Origin of the sequence: Streptomyces sp. NPDC047061, from assembly GCF_040643955.1 — a bacterium.
Lineage (GTDB): Bacteria > Actinomycetota > Actinomycetes > Streptomycetales > Streptomycetaceae > Streptomyces.
In genome coordinates, this window is the sequence record NZ_JBEYVI010000034.1 from 87,237 (window position 1) to 102,657 (window position 15,421).

18 protein-coding genes are annotated in these 15,421 nt (G+C 70.1%); 8 read left to right on the plus strand and 10 right to left on the minus strand.

Annotated features, from left to right (window positions below; all coding sequences use genetic code 11):
* The coding region (locus ABZ887_RS36700; protein ID WP_361299484.1) for a hypothetical protein at positions 1 to 394 on the minus strand (394 nt) is incomplete at its 3' end.
* 230 nt (positions 395 to 624) lie between these two features.
* Between ABZ887_RS36700 and ABZ887_RS36705 the strand changes: the two genes are divergently transcribed.
* The gene (locus ABZ887_RS36705; RefSeq protein ID WP_361299486.1) at positions 625 to 1,341 is read left to right on the plus strand and encodes a DUF5819 family protein; all 717 of its coding nucleotides are present in this window, start codon (positions 625 to 627) and stop codon (positions 1,339 to 1,341) included.
* Positions 1,338 to 2,522 (plus strand): HTTM domain-containing protein, encoded by a 1,185-nt coding sequence (locus tag ABZ887_RS36710; RefSeq protein ID WP_361299489.1) that lies wholly within the window; start codon positions 1,338 to 1,340, stop codon positions 2,520 to 2,522. The genes ABZ887_RS36705 and ABZ887_RS36710 overlap by 4 nt, the downstream gene beginning before the upstream one ends.
* Here ABZ887_RS36710 and ABZ887_RS36715 read toward each other — a convergent pair.
* Entirely contained in the window at positions 2,485 to 3,249 is a 765-nt protein-coding gene (locus ABZ887_RS36715; RefSeq protein ID WP_361299492.1) for a BTAD domain-containing putative transcriptional regulator, read from the minus strand. The genes ABZ887_RS36710 and ABZ887_RS36715 overlap by 38 nt on opposite strands.
* 290 nt (positions 3,250 to 3,539) lie before the next feature.
* Here ABZ887_RS36715 and ABZ887_RS36720 point away from each other — a divergent pair, with 290 nt between their 5' ends.
* Both ABZ887_RS36720 and lnt read left to right on the plus strand, forming a co-directional pair.
* Positions 3,540 to 4,025 (plus strand): nuclear transport factor 2 family protein, encoded by a 486-nt coding sequence (locus ABZ887_RS36720; RefSeq protein WP_361299495.1) that lies wholly within the window; start codon positions 3,540 to 3,542, stop codon positions 4,023 to 4,025.
* 76 nt (positions 4,026 to 4,101) lie between these two features.
* Entirely contained in the window at positions 4,102 to 5,676 is a 1,575-nt protein-coding gene (gene lnt, locus ABZ887_RS36725; protein WP_361299498.1) for an apolipoprotein N-acyltransferase, read from the plus strand.
* Here the strand turns inward: lnt and ABZ887_RS36730 are convergent.
* Positions 5,594 to 6,505 carry a Gfo/Idh/MocA family oxidoreductase gene (locus ABZ887_RS36730; RefSeq protein ID WP_361299501.1) on the minus strand — a complete coding sequence of 304 codons (912 nt, stop codon included), beginning with the start codon at positions 6,503 to 6,505 and terminating at the stop codon, positions 5,594 to 5,596. The genes lnt and ABZ887_RS36730 overlap by 83 nt on opposite strands.
* A 97-nt stretch (positions 6,506 to 6,602) precedes the next feature.
* On the opposite strand from ABZ887_RS36730, the gene ABZ887_RS36735 reads away from it, so the two are divergent.
* Together ABZ887_RS36735 and ABZ887_RS36740 are read left to right on the plus strand one after the other, a co-directional pair.
* Entirely contained in the window at positions 6,603 to 7,115 is a 513-nt protein-coding gene (locus tag ABZ887_RS36735; protein WP_361299504.1) for a DinB family protein, read from the plus strand.
* Positions 7,116 to 7,227: 112 nt separating this feature from the next.
* Entirely contained in the window at positions 7,228 to 7,701 is a 474-nt protein-coding gene (locus ABZ887_RS36740; RefSeq protein WP_361299507.1) for a hypothetical protein, read from the plus strand.
* A gap of 55 nt (positions 7,702 to 7,756) precedes the next feature.
* Here ABZ887_RS36740 and ABZ887_RS36745 read toward each other — a convergent pair whose 3' ends face one another.
* The 7 genes from ABZ887_RS36745 to ABZ887_RS36775 all read right to left on the minus strand — a co-directional run bounded on the left by ABZ887_RS36745 (position 7,757) and on the right by ABZ887_RS36775 (position 13,903).
* Complete coding sequence (locus ABZ887_RS36745; RefSeq protein ID WP_361299510.1) at positions 7,757 to 8,287, minus strand: hypothetical protein; 531 nt, start codon at positions 8,285 to 8,287, stop codon at positions 7,757 to 7,759.
* 141 nt (positions 8,288 to 8,428) lie between these two features.
* Positions 8,429 to 9,115, minus strand: coding sequence for a uracil-DNA glycosylase (ung, locus tag ABZ887_RS36750; RefSeq protein ID WP_361299513.1), 687 nt, complete (start codon positions 9,113 to 9,115; stop codon positions 8,429 to 8,431).
* A 93-nt stretch (positions 9,116 to 9,208) separates the two neighbouring features.
* Positions 9,209 to 10,789, minus strand: a complete 1,581-nt coding sequence (locus ABZ887_RS36755) for an ABC transporter substrate-binding protein (protein ID WP_361299516.1) — start codon at positions 10,787 to 10,789, stop codon at positions 9,209 to 9,211.
* A gap of 211 nt (positions 10,790 to 11,000) precedes the next feature.
* Complete coding sequence (locus tag ABZ887_RS36760) at positions 11,001 to 11,762, minus strand: SDR family oxidoreductase (RefSeq protein WP_361299520.1); 762 nt, start codon at positions 11,760 to 11,762, stop codon at positions 11,001 to 11,003.
* A 31-nt stretch (positions 11,763 to 11,793) separates the two neighbouring features.
* On the minus strand, positions 11,794 to 12,555 hold the full coding sequence (gene fabG / locus ABZ887_RS36765; protein ID WP_360251140.1) for a 3-oxoacyl-ACP reductase FabG: 762 nt from the start codon (positions 12,553 to 12,555) through the stop codon (positions 11,794 to 11,796).
* Between the two features lie 137 nt (positions 12,556 to 12,692).
* A complete protein-coding gene (locus ABZ887_RS36770) occupies positions 12,693 to 13,142 on the minus strand; it encodes a DUF3037 domain-containing protein (protein ID WP_361299523.1) in 450 nt (149 codons plus the stop codon).
* Positions 13,139 to 13,903 carry a HipA family kinase gene (locus ABZ887_RS36775; protein WP_361299526.1) on the minus strand — a complete coding sequence of 255 codons (765 nt, stop codon included), beginning with the start codon at positions 13,901 to 13,903 and terminating at the stop codon, positions 13,139 to 13,141. The genes ABZ887_RS36770 and ABZ887_RS36775 overlap by 4 nt, the downstream gene beginning before the upstream one ends.
* A gap of 261 nt (positions 13,904 to 14,164) precedes the next feature.
* Between ABZ887_RS36775 and ABZ887_RS36780 the strand changes: the two genes are divergently transcribed.
* Both ABZ887_RS36780 and ABZ887_RS36785 read left to right on the plus strand, forming a co-directional pair.
* Complete coding sequence (locus ABZ887_RS36780) at positions 14,165 to 14,602, plus strand: hypothetical protein (protein WP_361299529.1); 438 nt, start codon at positions 14,165 to 14,167, stop codon at positions 14,600 to 14,602.
* Positions 14,599 to 15,399 carry a helix-turn-helix transcriptional regulator gene (locus ABZ887_RS36785; protein WP_361299532.1) on the plus strand — a complete coding sequence of 267 codons (801 nt, stop codon included), beginning with the start codon at positions 14,599 to 14,601 and terminating at the stop codon, positions 15,397 to 15,399. The genes ABZ887_RS36780 and ABZ887_RS36785 overlap by 4 nt, the downstream gene beginning before the upstream one ends.
* Positions 15,400 to 15,421: the final 22 nt, after the last annotated feature.

Genomic DNA, 15,421 nt, shown 5'->3' on the forward strand with positions numbered 1-15,421 from the left:
CCGTGCCGCCGCCGGCGGTCGTCGTGGTGGTGGCGCCCGTTGTCGTGGCGCCGGTCGTGCTGGTGGCGCCCGTTGTCGTGGTGGTGGCGCCGGTGGTGGTGGCGCCGGTGCTGCCTCCGCCGCCCGTGGTTCCTCCGGTACCGCCTCCGACTCCGAAATTGCAGAACTTCGAGCTCACCTGTTTCCCGGTCTTCACGTCCACCACGACGAGCTTGCCGTCCCGTATGACAACTCTGCAGAGCAAGGCCGGCGCAAGATTCGGTGACACTGCTGGAGCATTCGCTGCCTCTGGTGTCGTCCCGACGGCCATCACGCCGGCCGTTCCGACGAGGGCAGCCGCCAGATACGTGGCCCCGATGACCCGCGGTACATGCCTCCACTTGCGCGCAGCCATGATCCCTCCTCAAGACTCGGTTCAGTGCCTTCCCCCAACCTGGCGCAGCCGCCATGACCGTGGCGTTGATCCGGCGTGACCCCGGCGTGACGGCAGCACCCCATTCAGTCGAACAGAAGAACCTGTTCGGCAATACGAGTGCTTAGGCTGGCCTCGAAATACTTCACCCACAGCAAGTCATTCACCCGCGCGGCTGCCGCATGTCCAAAACGCCAGACCAGAGGAGCATCGTGGAGCCAGAAAAGGCTGCGGACGAGCCTGCCCTGGAAGATGCGCCAACCCGGGGAAAGCCCTCGACCGACGTGCTGCCCTCCGGGCCGAACGGGCCCTTGTCGCTGCCCTCGCGCCTTGTCCTCGCGGTGGTGGTCGTGGTGGTGACCATGACGGTCGCAGTCCACCTGCTCCTGGTATTCCTCTACCTGGCCCCGTCGAACACCATCAGCAACCGGCACCGGGAACTGGTCAACGGCTATATATACCCGGAGTTCGACCAGAATTGGAAACTGTTCGCCCCGAATCCCCTCCAGGGGAACATCACCGTACACGCGCGCGCGGACGTGCTGTTGGCAAACGGCTCTCAGCACATAACGAACTGGGTGTCCCTGACCGCGCAGGACATCGCGAGAATCCAGGACAATCCGGCACCCAGCCATGCCTACCAGAACCTGCTGCGCCAGGCCTGGGACTTCTACACCAGAACACATGACGACAAAGGCATGGCCATCGGTTTGCAGGGCCAACTGTCGGAGATCTACGTTCGTCGCATCGCGGCAAGCCGCCTGGGCTCCGGGCGGTTCGGACAGTTCGGCGGCCAGGTGGTCCGGGTGCAGATCTCCGCGAAGTACACCCCCATCACTCCACCCAGATGGAGCGACGAGATCGCCGATACGAAGACCACCGACCAGACGCTGCCGTGGTGGCCGGTCTCCAAGGAGGACTTCCGTTGACCGTCGACACGGAAACAGCCCCGGCCCCATCACCTTTCAAAGGCATAGGCAAGAAACTCGACACAGAGATCGTCAGATCTCTGAACAACATTACCGGCAGGGCACTTTTTCCCTACCAGGCGGCAGTGGTCAGGATCGGCTTCTCGCTGACCTTCATGCTCTACCTCGTCCGTGAGTGGCCGCACCGGCTGGAACTCTATGGCACCACCAGCCCGTGGTCCTTCGATCTCGCCCAGCGTCTGATCGCCTGGAACGGGGCGTTCACCGTACTGACCTGGTCGGACAGCAGGCTGTGGTTCGAACTCGTCTACCACGGTGCGATCGCCGCGAGTCTGGGGATGCTCCTGGGATGGCACACGCGCACCATGTCCCTGCTGTTCATGGTCGGTGTGCTGTCGCTGTTGAACCGGAACGTGCTCCTGGGGGACGGCGGCGACACCCTCATGCATCTGATCGCCAGCTACCTTGTGTTCACCCGGTGCGGGAAGGTCTGGTCCCTGGACGCCCGGCACAGCGACCGCTCGGCTGCCCCGAACCCGCGTGCGGGCGATCCCGTGGCCGTCGGCCTCTGGGTGTTTCTCGGCGTGGCCCTCGCCGTCGCACAGGCCACCGGATTCGGGCGGCTTTCCTGGGGCTGGGCGCTGTTCCTCTGGGGAATGTGGTGTACCCAGGCCATCTGGTTCTGGACAGGGCGGCGAGGTGATTCCGAGGTGCGGACCCTGCTGGACACGACGGCCAACCTGGTCCACAACGCGGCGATGCTGGTCATCGCCGCGCAGGTGTGCATCCTTTACGCGGCGGCGGGCTGGTACAAGATCCAGGGGCCACGCTGGCAGGATGGAACCGCCCTGCACTACCCCCTCAATCTGGCTTACTTCAGGCCGTGGGCCCCGCTCTCCCAGGTCCTCGACAGCAGCGGGCTGATGGTGACGGCCATCACCTACGGCACAGTGATCCTGCAGGTCGCCTTCCCCTTCACACTCCTCAACCGCCGGGTGAAGAACGTGCTGCTCCCCGTTCTGATGGCGGAGCACGTATCGATCGCGGTGATCTGCGGCCTGCCGTTCTTCTCGTTGGCCATGGTGTTCGCCGATGCTGTTTTCCTGCCCACGAGCTTCCTGCGATGGGTGGGCTCGAAGACTTTCACGGCATGGGCCGCTGCATGGCGGCCACGAGCTTGAGCAGGCGCCGGGAGGGACGCAGGCCCAGGTCGTCGCGAAGGCGTTGAGCATAGCTGTCGAAGTGGTGCACGGCCTCGGACCGGTTGCCCTCCGCCAAGTAGGCCCGGATCAGAGTCGCTTGACCGCTCTCCCGCAGAGGATCTGCCTGAACGGCCGCCTGGGCGGCGGAGACTGCCCCGGCGAACTCCCTGGTCGCGATGAACGCCTCCGATAGGGCCTCCAGAGCGTGGAGTCGCAACTGTCGCCAGTGCTCCGCTTCTTGCACCACCCATTCCTCGTACCAGCCGGGCAGCAGGTCCGCGGACAACTGGTCGACGGTCGCCGTGCTGACGTGCAGCGACTCGTGCGGTACACACGGGTCGAGGATGCGCTGGGCCAGGGACCGGGCCTGGTAGAAGTCCACCGCGACGTCACGTGCGAGGCGCACCTCGGCAGGAGAGACGTCAAGGGCCCTCCTGCCGAGGCCGCGCAGCCGGGACAACGCCGCTCGCAGGTTCGTGTACGCGCACTGTTCCGAGGCCCTGGACCAGAGACTGCCTGCAATGAGAGCGCGCGGAACGGAGGCGCGGCAATTGAGGGCGATGAATGCCAGGAGTCGCTTCGAACCCACCGGAACCAGTACCGGAGTGTCGTTCACCACGAGGTCGAAGCCGCCCAGAAGGGCGATGTGCACGGAAGCTGTGGTCTTCACGTTCGGGGATTTGAAGGCGAGATCAGGTGCGGTCATATCTGCCTCAACGCTTGGGTGGATCAGTCGCGTCAACGGTCGGCCGACTGCGCTGTCGTTGCCCAGAGGCCCACATTGTGCAAGATCCCTCTGGAACCATGCTGCTTGGCCGTCCGAGGTTTGTCGAATCAGACGCATCTCGTTGAATGCCGGAAGGCACGGCCCTTCGTGCCGACGCCGCCGCACCGGTCTGCCGACGTCGCTTCGAACACCACCGAACATCCGGGAATATCGCCCGCAGATCGGCCACACCCCTTGGCTCCGCCCGCCGCGTGCCCAACACTGAGCCGATGACGCAGCGTGTGGAGCTCGCGACCGTGATGGACCGGCTGGCCGTGGACGAGGTGGTCACCGAGTACGCGGCGGCCGTCGACGACGGCGACTGGACGGCGTACCGGGAGCTGTTCGCGGCGGGCGGACGGGCCGACTACCGCTCCGCCGGCGGGATCGAGGGCGATGCCGGGCAGGTGGCCGGGTGGCTCGCGGAGAACCTGACGCTCTTCTCGATGCGGCAGCATCTGATCGTCAACCGCCGGGTGCGGTTCGGGATCCTGGACCACGACACCGGCGACACCGCCCACCTGCGGGCCGACTACGTCAACCCGATGCGTTTCGCCGGCGGCGACGGCACCTCCACCGCCCCGGACTTCGTGTGCGGCGGCCGCTACTCCTTTGCGTTCCTGCGCACCCGGGACGGCTGGCGGCTGCGCCAGGTGGTCGTCGAGGAGAGGTGGCGCCGACTGCCGGACCCGCGTGCGGTGGCCGTCCCCGACTGAGCCCGCTCCCGTACCCCCTGTCGGAGATCCCGCCCGGTCCCGCACACTGGAAGGACCCGCGGGCAGGAGGCGATGGATGAGGACCGTCGAACGCTGGCTCACCTCCCCGTGGCGGCGTTCCTGCGTCGGGGCGCTGGCCGGCGCCCTGCCGGTGCTGGCCTTCCCGGCGCCGTCGCTGTGGTGGCTCGCCTATGTCGCGCTGGTCCCCTGGCTGCTGCTGGCACGCTCGGCGCCGACCGGGCGGCGGGCGGCGTTCGACGGCTGGTGCGGCGGGTTCGGGTTCATGGTCGCCGTGCACCACTGGCTGCTGCCGAGCCTGCACGTCTTCATCTTCCTGATCGCCGGGCTGCTGAGCGTGCTCTGGGCGCCCTGGGGCTGGGTGACCCGCCGGCTGCTGGGCGGGGTGCCGTCGCCGGGGCGGGCCGCGGTCGCGGTGCTTGTGCTGCCGTCGGGCTGGCTGATGGTGGAGCTGGCGCGGTCCTGGCAGGGGCTCGGCGGGCCGTGGGGCATGCTCGGCGCGACTCAATGGCAGGTGACGCCGGCGCTGCGGCTGGCCTCGGTCGGCGGGGTGTGGCTGCTGAGCTTCCTGGTGGTGGCCGTCAATGTCGCGATCGCCGTGCTCATATCCGTGCGGGAGGCACGCATGCCCGCGGTGGCCTCGCTGGTGGCCACGGCCGCCGCGACCTCCGCGGCCTGGGTGTGGTCGCCGCGCCCGGACGTCGACGGCCACGTCCGGATCGCGATCGTGCAACCCGGCATCGTCGACGGCGGCGACAGCGGCGACCGGCGCTTCGACCGGGAGGAGCAGCTGACCCGGCAGCTGGCCGGCCAGCATCCGGACCTGATCGTCTGGGGCGAGAGCAGCGTGGGGTACGACCTCGGGGACCGGCCCGATCTCGCGCGGCGGATCGCCGCCCTCTCCCGGGAGACCGGCGCGGACATCCTGGTCAACGTCGACGCCCGGCGCTCCGACCGGCCCGGCATCTACAAGAGCTCCCTCCTGGTGGGCGCCGACGGCCCGACCGGGCAGCGGTACGACAAGATGCGCCTGGTCCCGTTCGGCGAGTACATACCGGCCCGCTCCCTGCTCGGCTGGGCCACCTCGGTCGGCAAGGCGGCCGGCGAGGACCGGCGGCGCGGCACCGAGCAGGTGGTGATGGACGTCGGCCACGGCCTGCGGGTCGGCCCGATGGTCTGCTTCGAGACGGCGTTCCCCGACATGAGCCGGCATCTCGCCCAGGACGGTGCGCAGGTGCTGATCGGCCAGTCGTCGACCTCCACCTTCCAGGACAGCTGGGCCCCCGAGCAGCACGCCTCGCTGGCCGCGCTCCGGGCCGCCGAGACCGGCCGCACCATGGTCCACGCCACGCTCACCGGGGTCTCCGCCGTCTACGGCCCGGGCGGCGAGCGCATCGGGCCCTGGCTCGGCACCGACGCGAGCACCGCCCGGGTCTACGAGGTGCCGGTCGCCCGCGGTGTCACCCCGTTCGTGCGGTACGGCGACTGGCCGGTGGACGGCGCGCTGCTGGTGCTGGCCGCCTACTGCCTGACCGAGGGGCTGCGGACGGTCAGGCTGCGCCGGGGTGCCGGAGAACCTCTCGTACCACCTGCTCGCACAGCTCATGGGTCGCCAGTGCGTCCCGGGCGCTGAGCACCTTCCCGGCGCGGGCAGCGTCGAGGAAGGCGAGGACGGCCTGCTCGATGCCGCGCTGCCGGGCGACCGGCACCCAGTCGCCGCGCCGCCGCACCGTCGGCTGCCCCCTGTGGTCGATCACCTCGGCGAGGTTGAGGACCTGGCGCTTGGTGTCCTGCCCGGAGACCTCCAGGATCTCCTCGGCCGAGCCGCTGAGCCTGTTCATCACGCCGAGCGCGGTGAAGCCGTCCCCGGCGAGCTGGAGCACCACGTGGTGCAGCAGTCCGTCGACGACCCGGGCGCGGACGGTCACGTCCTCGACCGGGCCGGGGGCGAGGAAGCGCAGGGTGTCGACGACGTGGATGAAGTCGTCGAGGATCATCGTGCGGGGTTCCTCGGGCAGCCCGATGCGGTTCTTCTGCATCAGGATCAGCTCGCGCGGGTGGTCGGCGCACTGCACGTAGCCGGGGGCGTGGCGCCGGTTGAAGCCGACGGACAGCGACACGTTCCGCGCCTCGGCCAGGGTCACGAGGCGCGCGGAGTCTTCCAGTCGGTAGGCGAGGGGCTTGTCGACGTACGTCGGTACGCCCGCCTCCAGCAGCCGGGTGACGATCTCGGGGTGGGCGACGGTGGCCGCGTGCACGAAGGCGGCGTCGAGATCCTGGGCGAGGAGGTCGTCGAGGGTCGCGTGCCGGTGGCCGGCGGGCAGGCGGAGGCTGTCGGCGACCCTGGCGAGGGTGGCGGGGGTACGGGTCTGCAGGTGGAGTTCGAGTCCCGGCTGGGTGGCCAGCACCGGCAGGTACGCCTTCTGCGCGATGTCGCCGAGTCCGATGCAGCCGACCTTCACTGGCGCTCCCCTAGCGGTTGCCTACGCGTGCCTGTGCGGAAGCATACGGGCCGATAATCCGTGGTGGGATCGGCCGGGGTGGGCCAGGATGCCGGGCATGACGACCGAACGCCGTGCACCCGACGTCTACGCCGACGAACGCACCATGCTGGAGGGCTGGTTGGAGTTCCACCGGCAGACCCTGGCGGTGAAGTGCGAGGGCCTGACCGACGCCCAGCTGCGGACCGCCTCCGTGGAGCCCTCCCCGCTGTCCCTGATGGGGCTGGTGCGGCACATGGCGGACGTGGAGCGGCACTGGTACCGCAGGATCCTCTCCGGTGAGGAGGCGCCGCCGCGCTACTGGAGCGACGAGGACCCGGACGGCGATTTCCACCTCGCCGAGGCGGACACCTGGCAGGAGGCGTACGCGGCCTGGCAGGCCGAGATCGAGACCGCCCGGCGCGCCGCGGCCGGCTTCGGTCTCGACGACCTCTCCAAGGGTCGCCACCGCCGTACCGGCGAGCAGTTCAACCTGCGCTGGATCCACACCCACCTGATCGAGGAGTACGCCCGGCACAACGGCCACGCCGATCTGATCCGGGAGCGGATCGACGGCGCGACCGGCGACTGACGTCAGCCTCGCACCCGCCTGCCCCTCGTACGGGGCACGAGATCACCCGTGCGGGGCACCAAAGTCCTGTCAACAGTGTCAACGCCCGCGCCGAGCCAGCAGAGTTGCGCGGGTGCATCGAACGACGACCACCGCAGCGCTCCTGGTCACCGTGACCGTCTCGGCCCTCTCCGGCTGCGTGACGGTCCAGCGTCCGGCGGCGCCCGGCCCGCCTCCGGGTGCGGCGCCCTCGCTGCCGTCGGTGCCCCGCCCGGACGGCAGCTCCGAGCCGCGGGTGGTGCAGGCGCCGGCCAAGGAGGCCCTGGAGATGGTCGGCCCGTCCCGGCCGGCCCACCAGGCCGCACCGGCCGCTCCGCATGCCCCCGCGCCCCCTCCCCCGGCCCAGCACCGCGCCCCGGCGGGCCCACGCGCCGCCACCCCGCACCAGCACAGCGCACAGCGGCCGCACCGTTCGGAGAGCGGCCTCCCCGACCTCTCCCACTCCGTCCCGAAGGCCCCGGACGTGTGCGCCCTCGGCAAGCAGTACGGCGGCTGGACCGCGGACAGCCCGCAGGCCCGGATCTGCGAACAGACGTACGGGCGGTGAGACACCGGCCGGGGCGGACCGGTTGTCCGGGCCGGACCGCCTCCTACTCCCGCTCCTACTCCGGGCGCTGTCGCGGCGGGCCCCAGGATTCGCCGCCCGGACCGCCCGGACCGCCCGGACCGCCCGCGTCACCCCCGTCGTCGCCGAGTCGCAGTTCCAGGCGGCTGATCGCGGCCCGGACCCCGTCGCCGTACCCGTCGTCGCCGAGTGCGGCGGCCGCGCCGCGGGCCCGCCGCAGATGGCTGCGGGCGGCCTCGGTGCGGCCGAGCTTCACGTAGTCGGCGGCGAGGTTCAGATGCAGCGAGGGGTAGAAGCCGCGCAGACCCACGGCTCCCTCCGCCTCGTCGGCCGCCGACAACGCCCTCAGGTCCCAGGCGAGTTCGTCGGACGGGTCGTCCTGGGTGTCGGCCAGGTAGTGGGCCAGGGTGCAGCGGTGCAGCGGCCGGCCGTGCTCGCCGATCTCCGTCCACAGGTCGAGCAGGCGCCGGCGGGCCTCCTCACGGTCCCCGGCGTGGTGCAGCATCACGACCTGCCCGATCCGCGTGAGCACGGCATCGGGCGCCGTACGCTCCTGTCGCTCCGCCACGGGGCCCTCCGGGCTGTAAGCCGTTGTGTGGTGCCGACGCTAGACGGCGCCGCCGGATTTCCTCGTCAGGCGGCGCCGTGGGACCACGGGCCGGCGGCGGACCGCCGGCCGGTGGGGGCTGGTGGCGCCCTCTGTATGTGCTCAGCCCAGGTCGGGGATCGTCCAGTCGATCGCCTCGTGGCCCTGTGCCGCGACCGCCTCGTTGATCTTGGTGAACGGACGGGTGCCGAAGAACTTCGCGGCGGAGAGCGGGGACGGGTGCGCGCTCTGGATGACCACGTGCCGGGTCTCGTCGATCAGCCGGGCCTTCTTCTGCGCGTAGCCGCCCCAGAGGACGAAGACCGCCGGGTCGGGCCGCTCGGCGACGGCGCGGATCACCGCGTCCGTGAACTTCTCCCAGCCCTTGTTCTTGTGCGAGTTGGCCTCACCGGCGCGGACCGTGAGGACCGCGTTGAGCAGCAGCACGCCCTGCCTGGCCCACGGCATCAGGTAGCCGTTGTCGGGCGCCTTCTCCCAGCCCAGCTCCTCGCGCATCTCCTTGTAGATGTTCCGCAGGGACGGCGGGATCTTCACCCCGGGGCGAACGGAGAAGCACAGGCCGTGGCCCTGGCCCTCGCCGTGGTAGGGGTCCTGGCCGAGGATGAACACCTTGACCTGGTCGTACGGCGTGGCCTCCAGCGCGGCGAAGACCTCCTCGCGCGGCGGGTAGACGGGGCCCTTCGCCCGCTCCTCCTCGACGAACTCGGTCAGCTCCTTGAAGTAGGGCTGCTGCAGCTCGTCGCCCAGAACCCCGCGCCAGGACTCGGGCAGCATGGCGGTGTCGGTCACGTCAACGTCCTCACGAATTGTGGTCACTTGCAGATCCTGCTGGTACCGAAAAACCTACAGGCGACCACTGACAACCGGTGCCGGACGGCGGTTTCACCAGCTGGTCTTGCGGTGCAGCTCCCACATCATCATGATCGTCGACGGGTCGAGGGCCTTTTCGCCGCCGGAGACGTCGTCGCTGGCCGCGACGTACTGCCGCCCCTGCCACAGCGGGATCAGCCGGGCGTCGTTGACGAGGATCTGCTGGGCCTCCTCGAAGTCCTTGACGACCTCGCCGCGGTCGCTCTCGCTGCGGGAGTGCGGCAGCAGCTTGCCGGTGATCACGTGTGACGGGTAGGGCGTGCCTAGGGCGTTCTGCTCGCCGACGAAGGGGGCGATGAAGTTGTCGGCGTCGGGGAAGTCCGGGAACCAGCCGCGGCCGAACACCGGGTACTCGCCCTTCTGGTAGCCGACGACGTAGGTCTTCCAGGGCCGGCTCTTCAGGGTGATCGTGAACAGCCCGGAGTCGTCCAGCTGCTGCTTGAGCTCCTGGAACATCTGGCCGGTCTCGGACCCGTAGCGGTCGGTGGTGTACCAGAAGGTGAGCGGGACACGCTGGGTGATGCCGGCGTCGGCGAGGATCTTGCGGGCCTTGGAGGTGCTGGGGTCGCCGTAGTCGTCGAAGAAGCCGGTGGTGTGGCCGGTCAGGCCCGCCGGGACCATGGAGTACAGCGGGTCGACGGTGTCCTTGTAGACGGTGTGGGCGATCGCGGAGCGGTCGACGAGCTGGGCGACGGCCTTGCGCACGGCGGGCAGCTTGGCCCACGGGTCCGCGGGGTTGAACACCAGGTAGCTGATGTCGGTGCCGGTGCCGTCGATCAGCTGCAGGCCGGAGGTGTTGGTGTGCGCCTGCAGGGCGACGATGTCGGAGGCGGCGAGTCCGCGGTAGGTGACGTCGATGTCCCCGGAGCGCAGCGCCTTGACCATGGTGGCCGAGTCCTGGAAGTAGCGGATGGTCACCGCGTCGTTCTGCCGGTCGGCGTAGCCCTGGTAGTTGTCGTTGCGGACCAGCTCGGCCCGCTTGCCGTCGTCGTAGGACCTGAGGGTGTACGGCCCGGAGCCGTGCACGGAGTCGTCCTTGCGCAGCGAGTGGGCGGGGTAGTCGTCGGGGTCGACGATCGACATGGCGGGGGTCGCGAGCACGAACGGGAAGGTGGTGTCGGCCTTGTTGAGGTGGAAGACCACCTCGTGGTCGCCTACGGCCTGCACCCGGTCGAGGCTGCCGAGCAGTCCGGCCGGGCCGCTGGGCGCGTTGATGTTCCGGATCCGGTCGATGGAGTACTTGACGGCCTCGGCGTCGAGTGTGTCGCCGTCGGCGAACTTCAGGCCGGAGCGCAGTTCGCAGCGGTAGGTGCGGTCGCCGGAGTCCGTGAAGGCACACTTCCGGGCGGCGTCGGGCTGGGGGGTGGTGGCGCCGTCGGGGTAGGCGAGCAGGGTCTGGTACACGTTCCGGAACAGCTCCCAGGAGCCGTCCCACGATCCCGCCGGGTCAAGGGTGCTGGGGGCGCTGGTCGTTCCGACGACGATCGGCCCGCTGTTGCCGGTACTGCTGCTGGAGAACACACCGCACCCGGCCACCAGGGATATGGACGCGACCGCGGCAACTCTTCGCAGCCCTCGGTTCCGGTTGAACACGCGCGCACTCCTCGATCCGCCATACCAGGGGTCGGCGGCAGACCTTACCGCAGCGTTGCGCGCCTTGAAGCACCCCGGAAACACGGGCGTTGATCGAATGTGCTATGACGACGTTGTCAAATGGCTGTGCGGATCCCGTACGACCGCGCGGGCGCCGTTTTCCTCACACATGTGGCAAATATCTGTGACGAAAACGACGCCCGAGGGTCCGTCAGGCCATGCCGGCGTTGAGGAAGATGCCGCCGTCGACGACGAGCGTCTGGCCGGTGATCCAGTCGGACTGCTCCGAGGTGAGGAATGCGGCGGCGCCACCGATGTCGGAGGGCACGCCGAGCCGCTTGAGCGGGTAGCCCGCGGCGGCCTCCGCCTCCCGGCCCTCGTACAGGGCCTCGGCGAACTTGGTCTTGACGACCGCGGGGGCTATCGCGTTGACCCGGACGCCGGGGGCGAACTCGTGCGCCAGCTGCTGGGTCAGGTTGATCATCGCGGCCTTGCTGATGCCGTACGCGCCGATGAACGGCGAGGCCGACAGACCGGCGACGGAGGCGATGTTGACGATGGCGCCACCGTTGTCCTTCTGCCAGGCGTGCCAGGTCTTCTGGGCGAAGCCGAGGGCCGAGACCACGTTGGTCTCGAACACCTTGCGGGCCACGTCCAGGTCGACGTCGGCGATCGGGCCGAACACCGGGTTGGTACCGGCGTTGTTGACCAGGTAGTCGACGCGGCCGAAGGCCGCCATGGTGCGCTCGACGACCTCGCTCTGGTGGGCCAGGTCGTGGGCCTTGCCGGCGATGCCGATGACGCGCTCGGCGCCGAGGCTCTCGACGGCCTCCTTGAGGGCGTCCTCGTTGCGGCCGGTGATGGCGACCCGGTCGCCACGGGCGACCAGCGCCTCGGCGACGCCGTAGCCGATGCCGCGGCTCGCGCCGGTGATGACGGCGACCTTGCCGGACAGCTCGGGCAGTTCAGTCATGTCAGTGTTCCTCAGGTTCCCCGGTGGTCTGCTAGTCGAGCGGTCCGCCGGCCACGTACAGGACCTGGCCGGAGACGAAGCCGGCGGCCTCGTTCGTGAAGAAGGCGATGGCGTTGGCGATGTCCTCGGGCTCGCCGACGCGCTGCACGGGGATCTGGGTGGCGGCGGCGGCCTTGAACTCCTCGAAGCCCATCTTGACGCGGTCGGCGGTGGCCTTGGTCATCTCGGTGGCGATGAAGCCGGGGGCGACGGCGTTGGCGGTGATGCCGAACTTGCCGAGCTCGATGGCGAGGGTCTTGGTGAAGCCCTGCAGACCGGCCTTGGCGGCGGAGTAGTTGGCCTGGCCGCGGTTGCCGAGCGCCGAGGAGGAGGACAGGTTGACCACGCGCCCCCAGCCGGCCTCGACCATGTGCTGCTGGACGGCCTTGGTCATCAGGAAGGAGCCGCGCAGGTGCACGTTCAGGACCGTGTCCCAGTCCGACGCGGACATCTTGAACAGCAGGTTGTCGCGGAGCACGCCGGCGTTGTTGACCAGGATGGTCGGGGCGCCCAGCTCCTCGACGACCCGCGTGATCGCGGCGGCGACCTGGGCCTCGTCGGAGACGTCGGCGCCGACCGCGATCGCCCTGCCGCCGGCCGCGGTGATCTTCTCGACGGTGTCCTTGCAGGCGGCCTCGTCGAGATCGATCACGGCGACCGCGCGCCCCTCGGCGGCCAGTCGTACGGCGGTGGCGGCGCCGATACCCCGCGCGGCACCGGTGACGACGGCCACCCGCTGCTCAGTGCTGGACATTGCTGTTTCTCCTCGCCCTTGAGAACACCTGATCGAGAACCCGGCCGGACAGTGAGCGACCGCTTAGTACCTTCGACAGACGTGACGCTAGAAGCCCTGGCACGCGGTGTCAACGCTGCACCGCGCGGTGTGATCCATTACCTCACCAGGAGGTCCAGCAACCGCTCCGTCTCGGCGGCCGGATCGAGGGTGAGCCCGGTGTGCACGGGGCCCGGCTGTACGACGGTGGAGCGGGGCGCGACCAGCCAGCGGAAGCGCCGCCCCGGGTCGTCGCCGGCCGCGTGCCCCGCCGCCGCCCCGCCCGCGCAGACGTCCTCCACCGCCCCGAGCGCGGCCCGCACCCCGGCCACGTCCGCGTCCGGGTCCAGGGCCAGCAGCCGGGCCTCGTCGAGATGGGTGCGGGCGCCGACGTAGGTCTTGGCCCGGCAGTACACGATCACGCCGGCGTTGATGCGCTCGCCGCGCTCCACTCGGGGTACGACGTGCAGCAGGGCGTACTCGAAGACGTCGCGGTCGCCGCCCTGGCCGGCCCGGGTGATGTGGCGCTCGGTCACATGTCCGGCCATGTAGATATGGGTCTCGCTCACTTGGCCCCCTCGATGCCGGTGATGCGTTCGTGGATGACGGCGGCCCGGGCGAGCAGCGGCCGCGCGTAGGTGCGCCGCAGTTCGTCGGGGGTGTCGAAGCCCGGCTCGGCGGCGAGCCAGACGTCCGGGATCTCGGCGGTGACCTCGGCGAGCAGGTCCTCGGTGACCCGGGGCGCCAGCTCGGCGGCGGCCGCACGGACATCGGGGCCGAACCGGCTCAGCGCGTGGTCGGCGGCGTCGTACGGGCGGGCGGCGGAGGCCTCGGCCGACGGCCAGTTGTGCTGCCAGATCATGGTGGCGCCGTGGTCGATGAGCCACAGGTCGCCGCGGTGGACCAGCAGGTTGGGGTTGCGCCAGGAGCGGTCGACGTTGTTGATCAGCGCGTCGAACCAGACGATCCGCCCGGCCTCCTCGGGGCTCACCGCGAAGGCGAGCGGGTCGAACCCGAGGGCGCCGGACAGGAAGTCCATGCCGAGGTTGGTGCCGCCGCTGCCCCGCAGCAGGTCCTGCACCTGCTGCTCGGGTTCGCCGAGCCCCAGCACCGGATCCAGTGCGACGGTGACCAGCCGGGGCATCCGGAGCCCGAGCCGGCGCGCGAGTTCACCGCAGACGACCTCGGCGACCAGCGTCTTGCGGCCCTGCCCCGCGCCCGTGAACTTCAGGACGTACGTCCCGAAGTCGTCGGCCTCGACGAGCCCCGGCAGCGAGCCACCCTCGCGCAGGGGCGTGATGTAGCGGGTCGCGGTGACTTCTCGCAGCATTTTCCCAGGCCATCCAGCTTCTCAACCAGGCAGTCGGCGACCGGGGTGTTCTCCGGTCCGAAGTGAGCATAGTGACCGAGCGTGACAGCAGGCCGGGAACCCCCGGTCCACGCCGTGCGGGCGACCGCACACAGCCGGTGGTCGCGCGGGTCCCGTCCATGACGTCAGCGCATACCACCTGTTCCCAAGTCTCGTTGGCGTCATGGTCATCGAGGCTCCTACGGTGAGTGGGAGGAACCACCGCATCAAGAGGAGTTCGGCATGATCACCACCCCCTTCGGCTTCTCCAGCACCGCGGCCGAGGCGGCCGCCGGCATCGACCTCTCCGGGCGCCGGGCACTGGTCACCGGGGCGTCCTCCGGGCTCGGGGCGGAGACGGGCATCACCGCCAACGCCCTCATGCCGGGGGCCGTCGTGACCAGCCTCCAGCGGCACATCGGGGGCAGCGGCGGGCGGGTGGCGGCCGACCGGATGAAGACGGTGGAGCAGGGCGCCGCCACCTCGGTGCTCCTCGCGGTCTCGCCGCTGCTGGAGGGGGTGGGCGGGCGCTACTTCGACGACTGCGCCGAGGCCGGGGTGGTCGACCGGCGCACCGGCACACTGCACGGCGTCGCCCGGTACGCCGTCGACCCGGAGAACGCCCGCCGGCTGTGGGACGTGTCCGAGGCCCTGCTCGCCGATGCCGCCGGTGCCTCATGACCGACCTGGTCCAGCGCGACGAACTCGGCGCCTTCCTCCGCGCCCGCCGGGAGGCGACCGACCCTGCGGCGGCGGGCTTCCGGTCCGGGCCGCGACGCCGCACCCCGGGACTGCGCCGCGAGGAGCTGGCACAGCTCGCCGGGCTGAGCGTCACCTGGTACACGTGGCTGGAACAGGGCCGCGACATCAGCGTGAGCAGGCAGGTCATCGAAAGCCTGGCCCGCGCACTGCGCCTGTCCGGGCCGCAGCGCACGCACCTGTTCACCCTGGCCGCCCTGCTGCCGCCGCCGACGGGTCCGGCACCCGCGAAGGTCGATCCCCTCCTGGAGCGGCTGGTGCGGGAGCTTTCCCCGAAGCCCGCCTACGTGATGAACCCGTGGTGGGACCTGCTGGCGTACAACGACGCGTACGCCGAACTGCTCGGCGGCCTCGACCAGCGGACGGCGGACGAGCGGAACATCCTCTGGATCACCTTCGCCCAGTCGCGCGGCTCCGGACTGTTCGTCGACTGGCCCGGCGAGGCGCGGTCCCTCGTCGGCCAGTTCCGGGTGGCCCTCGCCCGGTATCCGGACGATCCGCGCGGCCCCGCGCTCCTGGAGTCGCTGCTGGACTCCTCCGAGGCGTTCCGCGAACTGTGGGACGAGCGCAGCGTCAGCGGATTCACCGCCACCCGCAAGGAGCTGCGGCACCCGCGGCTCGGCCACATCGACCTGGACTGTCTGAAACTGGCGGACGCCCAGGACGAGAAGCTGTCCCTGATGGTCCTCCTGCCCGTCCGGGAGAGCGGTTCCGAGTAACCGAACGCGGCAGCGACGGCAG

Bases quoted from the DNA above. Each gene is read 5' to 3' on its own strand.
- ABZ887_RS36720 (WP_361299495.1), top strand. From the start codon at position 3,540: ATGACGCAGCGTGTGGAGCTCGCGACCGTGATGGACCGGCTGGCCGTG.
- ABZ887_RS36785 (WP_361299532.1), top strand. From the start codon at position 14,599: ATGACCGACCTGGTCCAGCGCGACGAACTCGGCGCCTTCCTCCGCGCC.
- lnt (WP_361299498.1), top strand. From the start codon at position 4,102: ATGAGGACCGTCGAACGCTGGCTCACCTCCCCGTGGCGGCGTTCCTGC.
- ABZ887_RS36760 (WP_361299520.1), bottom strand. From the start codon at position 11,762: ATGACTGAACTGCCCGAGCTGTCCGGCAAGGTCGCCGTCATCACCGGC.
- fabG (WP_360251140.1), bottom strand. From the start codon at position 12,555: ATGTCCAGCACTGAGCAGCGGGTGGCCGTCGTCACCGGTGCCGCGCGG.
- ABZ887_RS36715 (WP_361299492.1), bottom strand. From the start codon at position 3,249: ATGACCGCACCTGATCTCGCCTTCAAATCCCCGAACGTGAAGACCACA.
- ABZ887_RS36775 (WP_361299526.1), bottom strand. From the start codon at position 13,903: ATGCTGCGAGAAGTCACCGCGACCCGCTACATCACGCCCCTGCGCGAG.
- ABZ887_RS36780 (WP_361299529.1), top strand. From the start codon at position 14,165: ATGATCACCACCCCCTTCGGCTTCTCCAGCACCGCGGCCGAGGCGGCC.
- ABZ887_RS36735 (WP_361299504.1), top strand. From the start codon at position 6,603: ATGACGACCGAACGCCGTGCACCCGACGTCTACGCCGACGAACGCACC.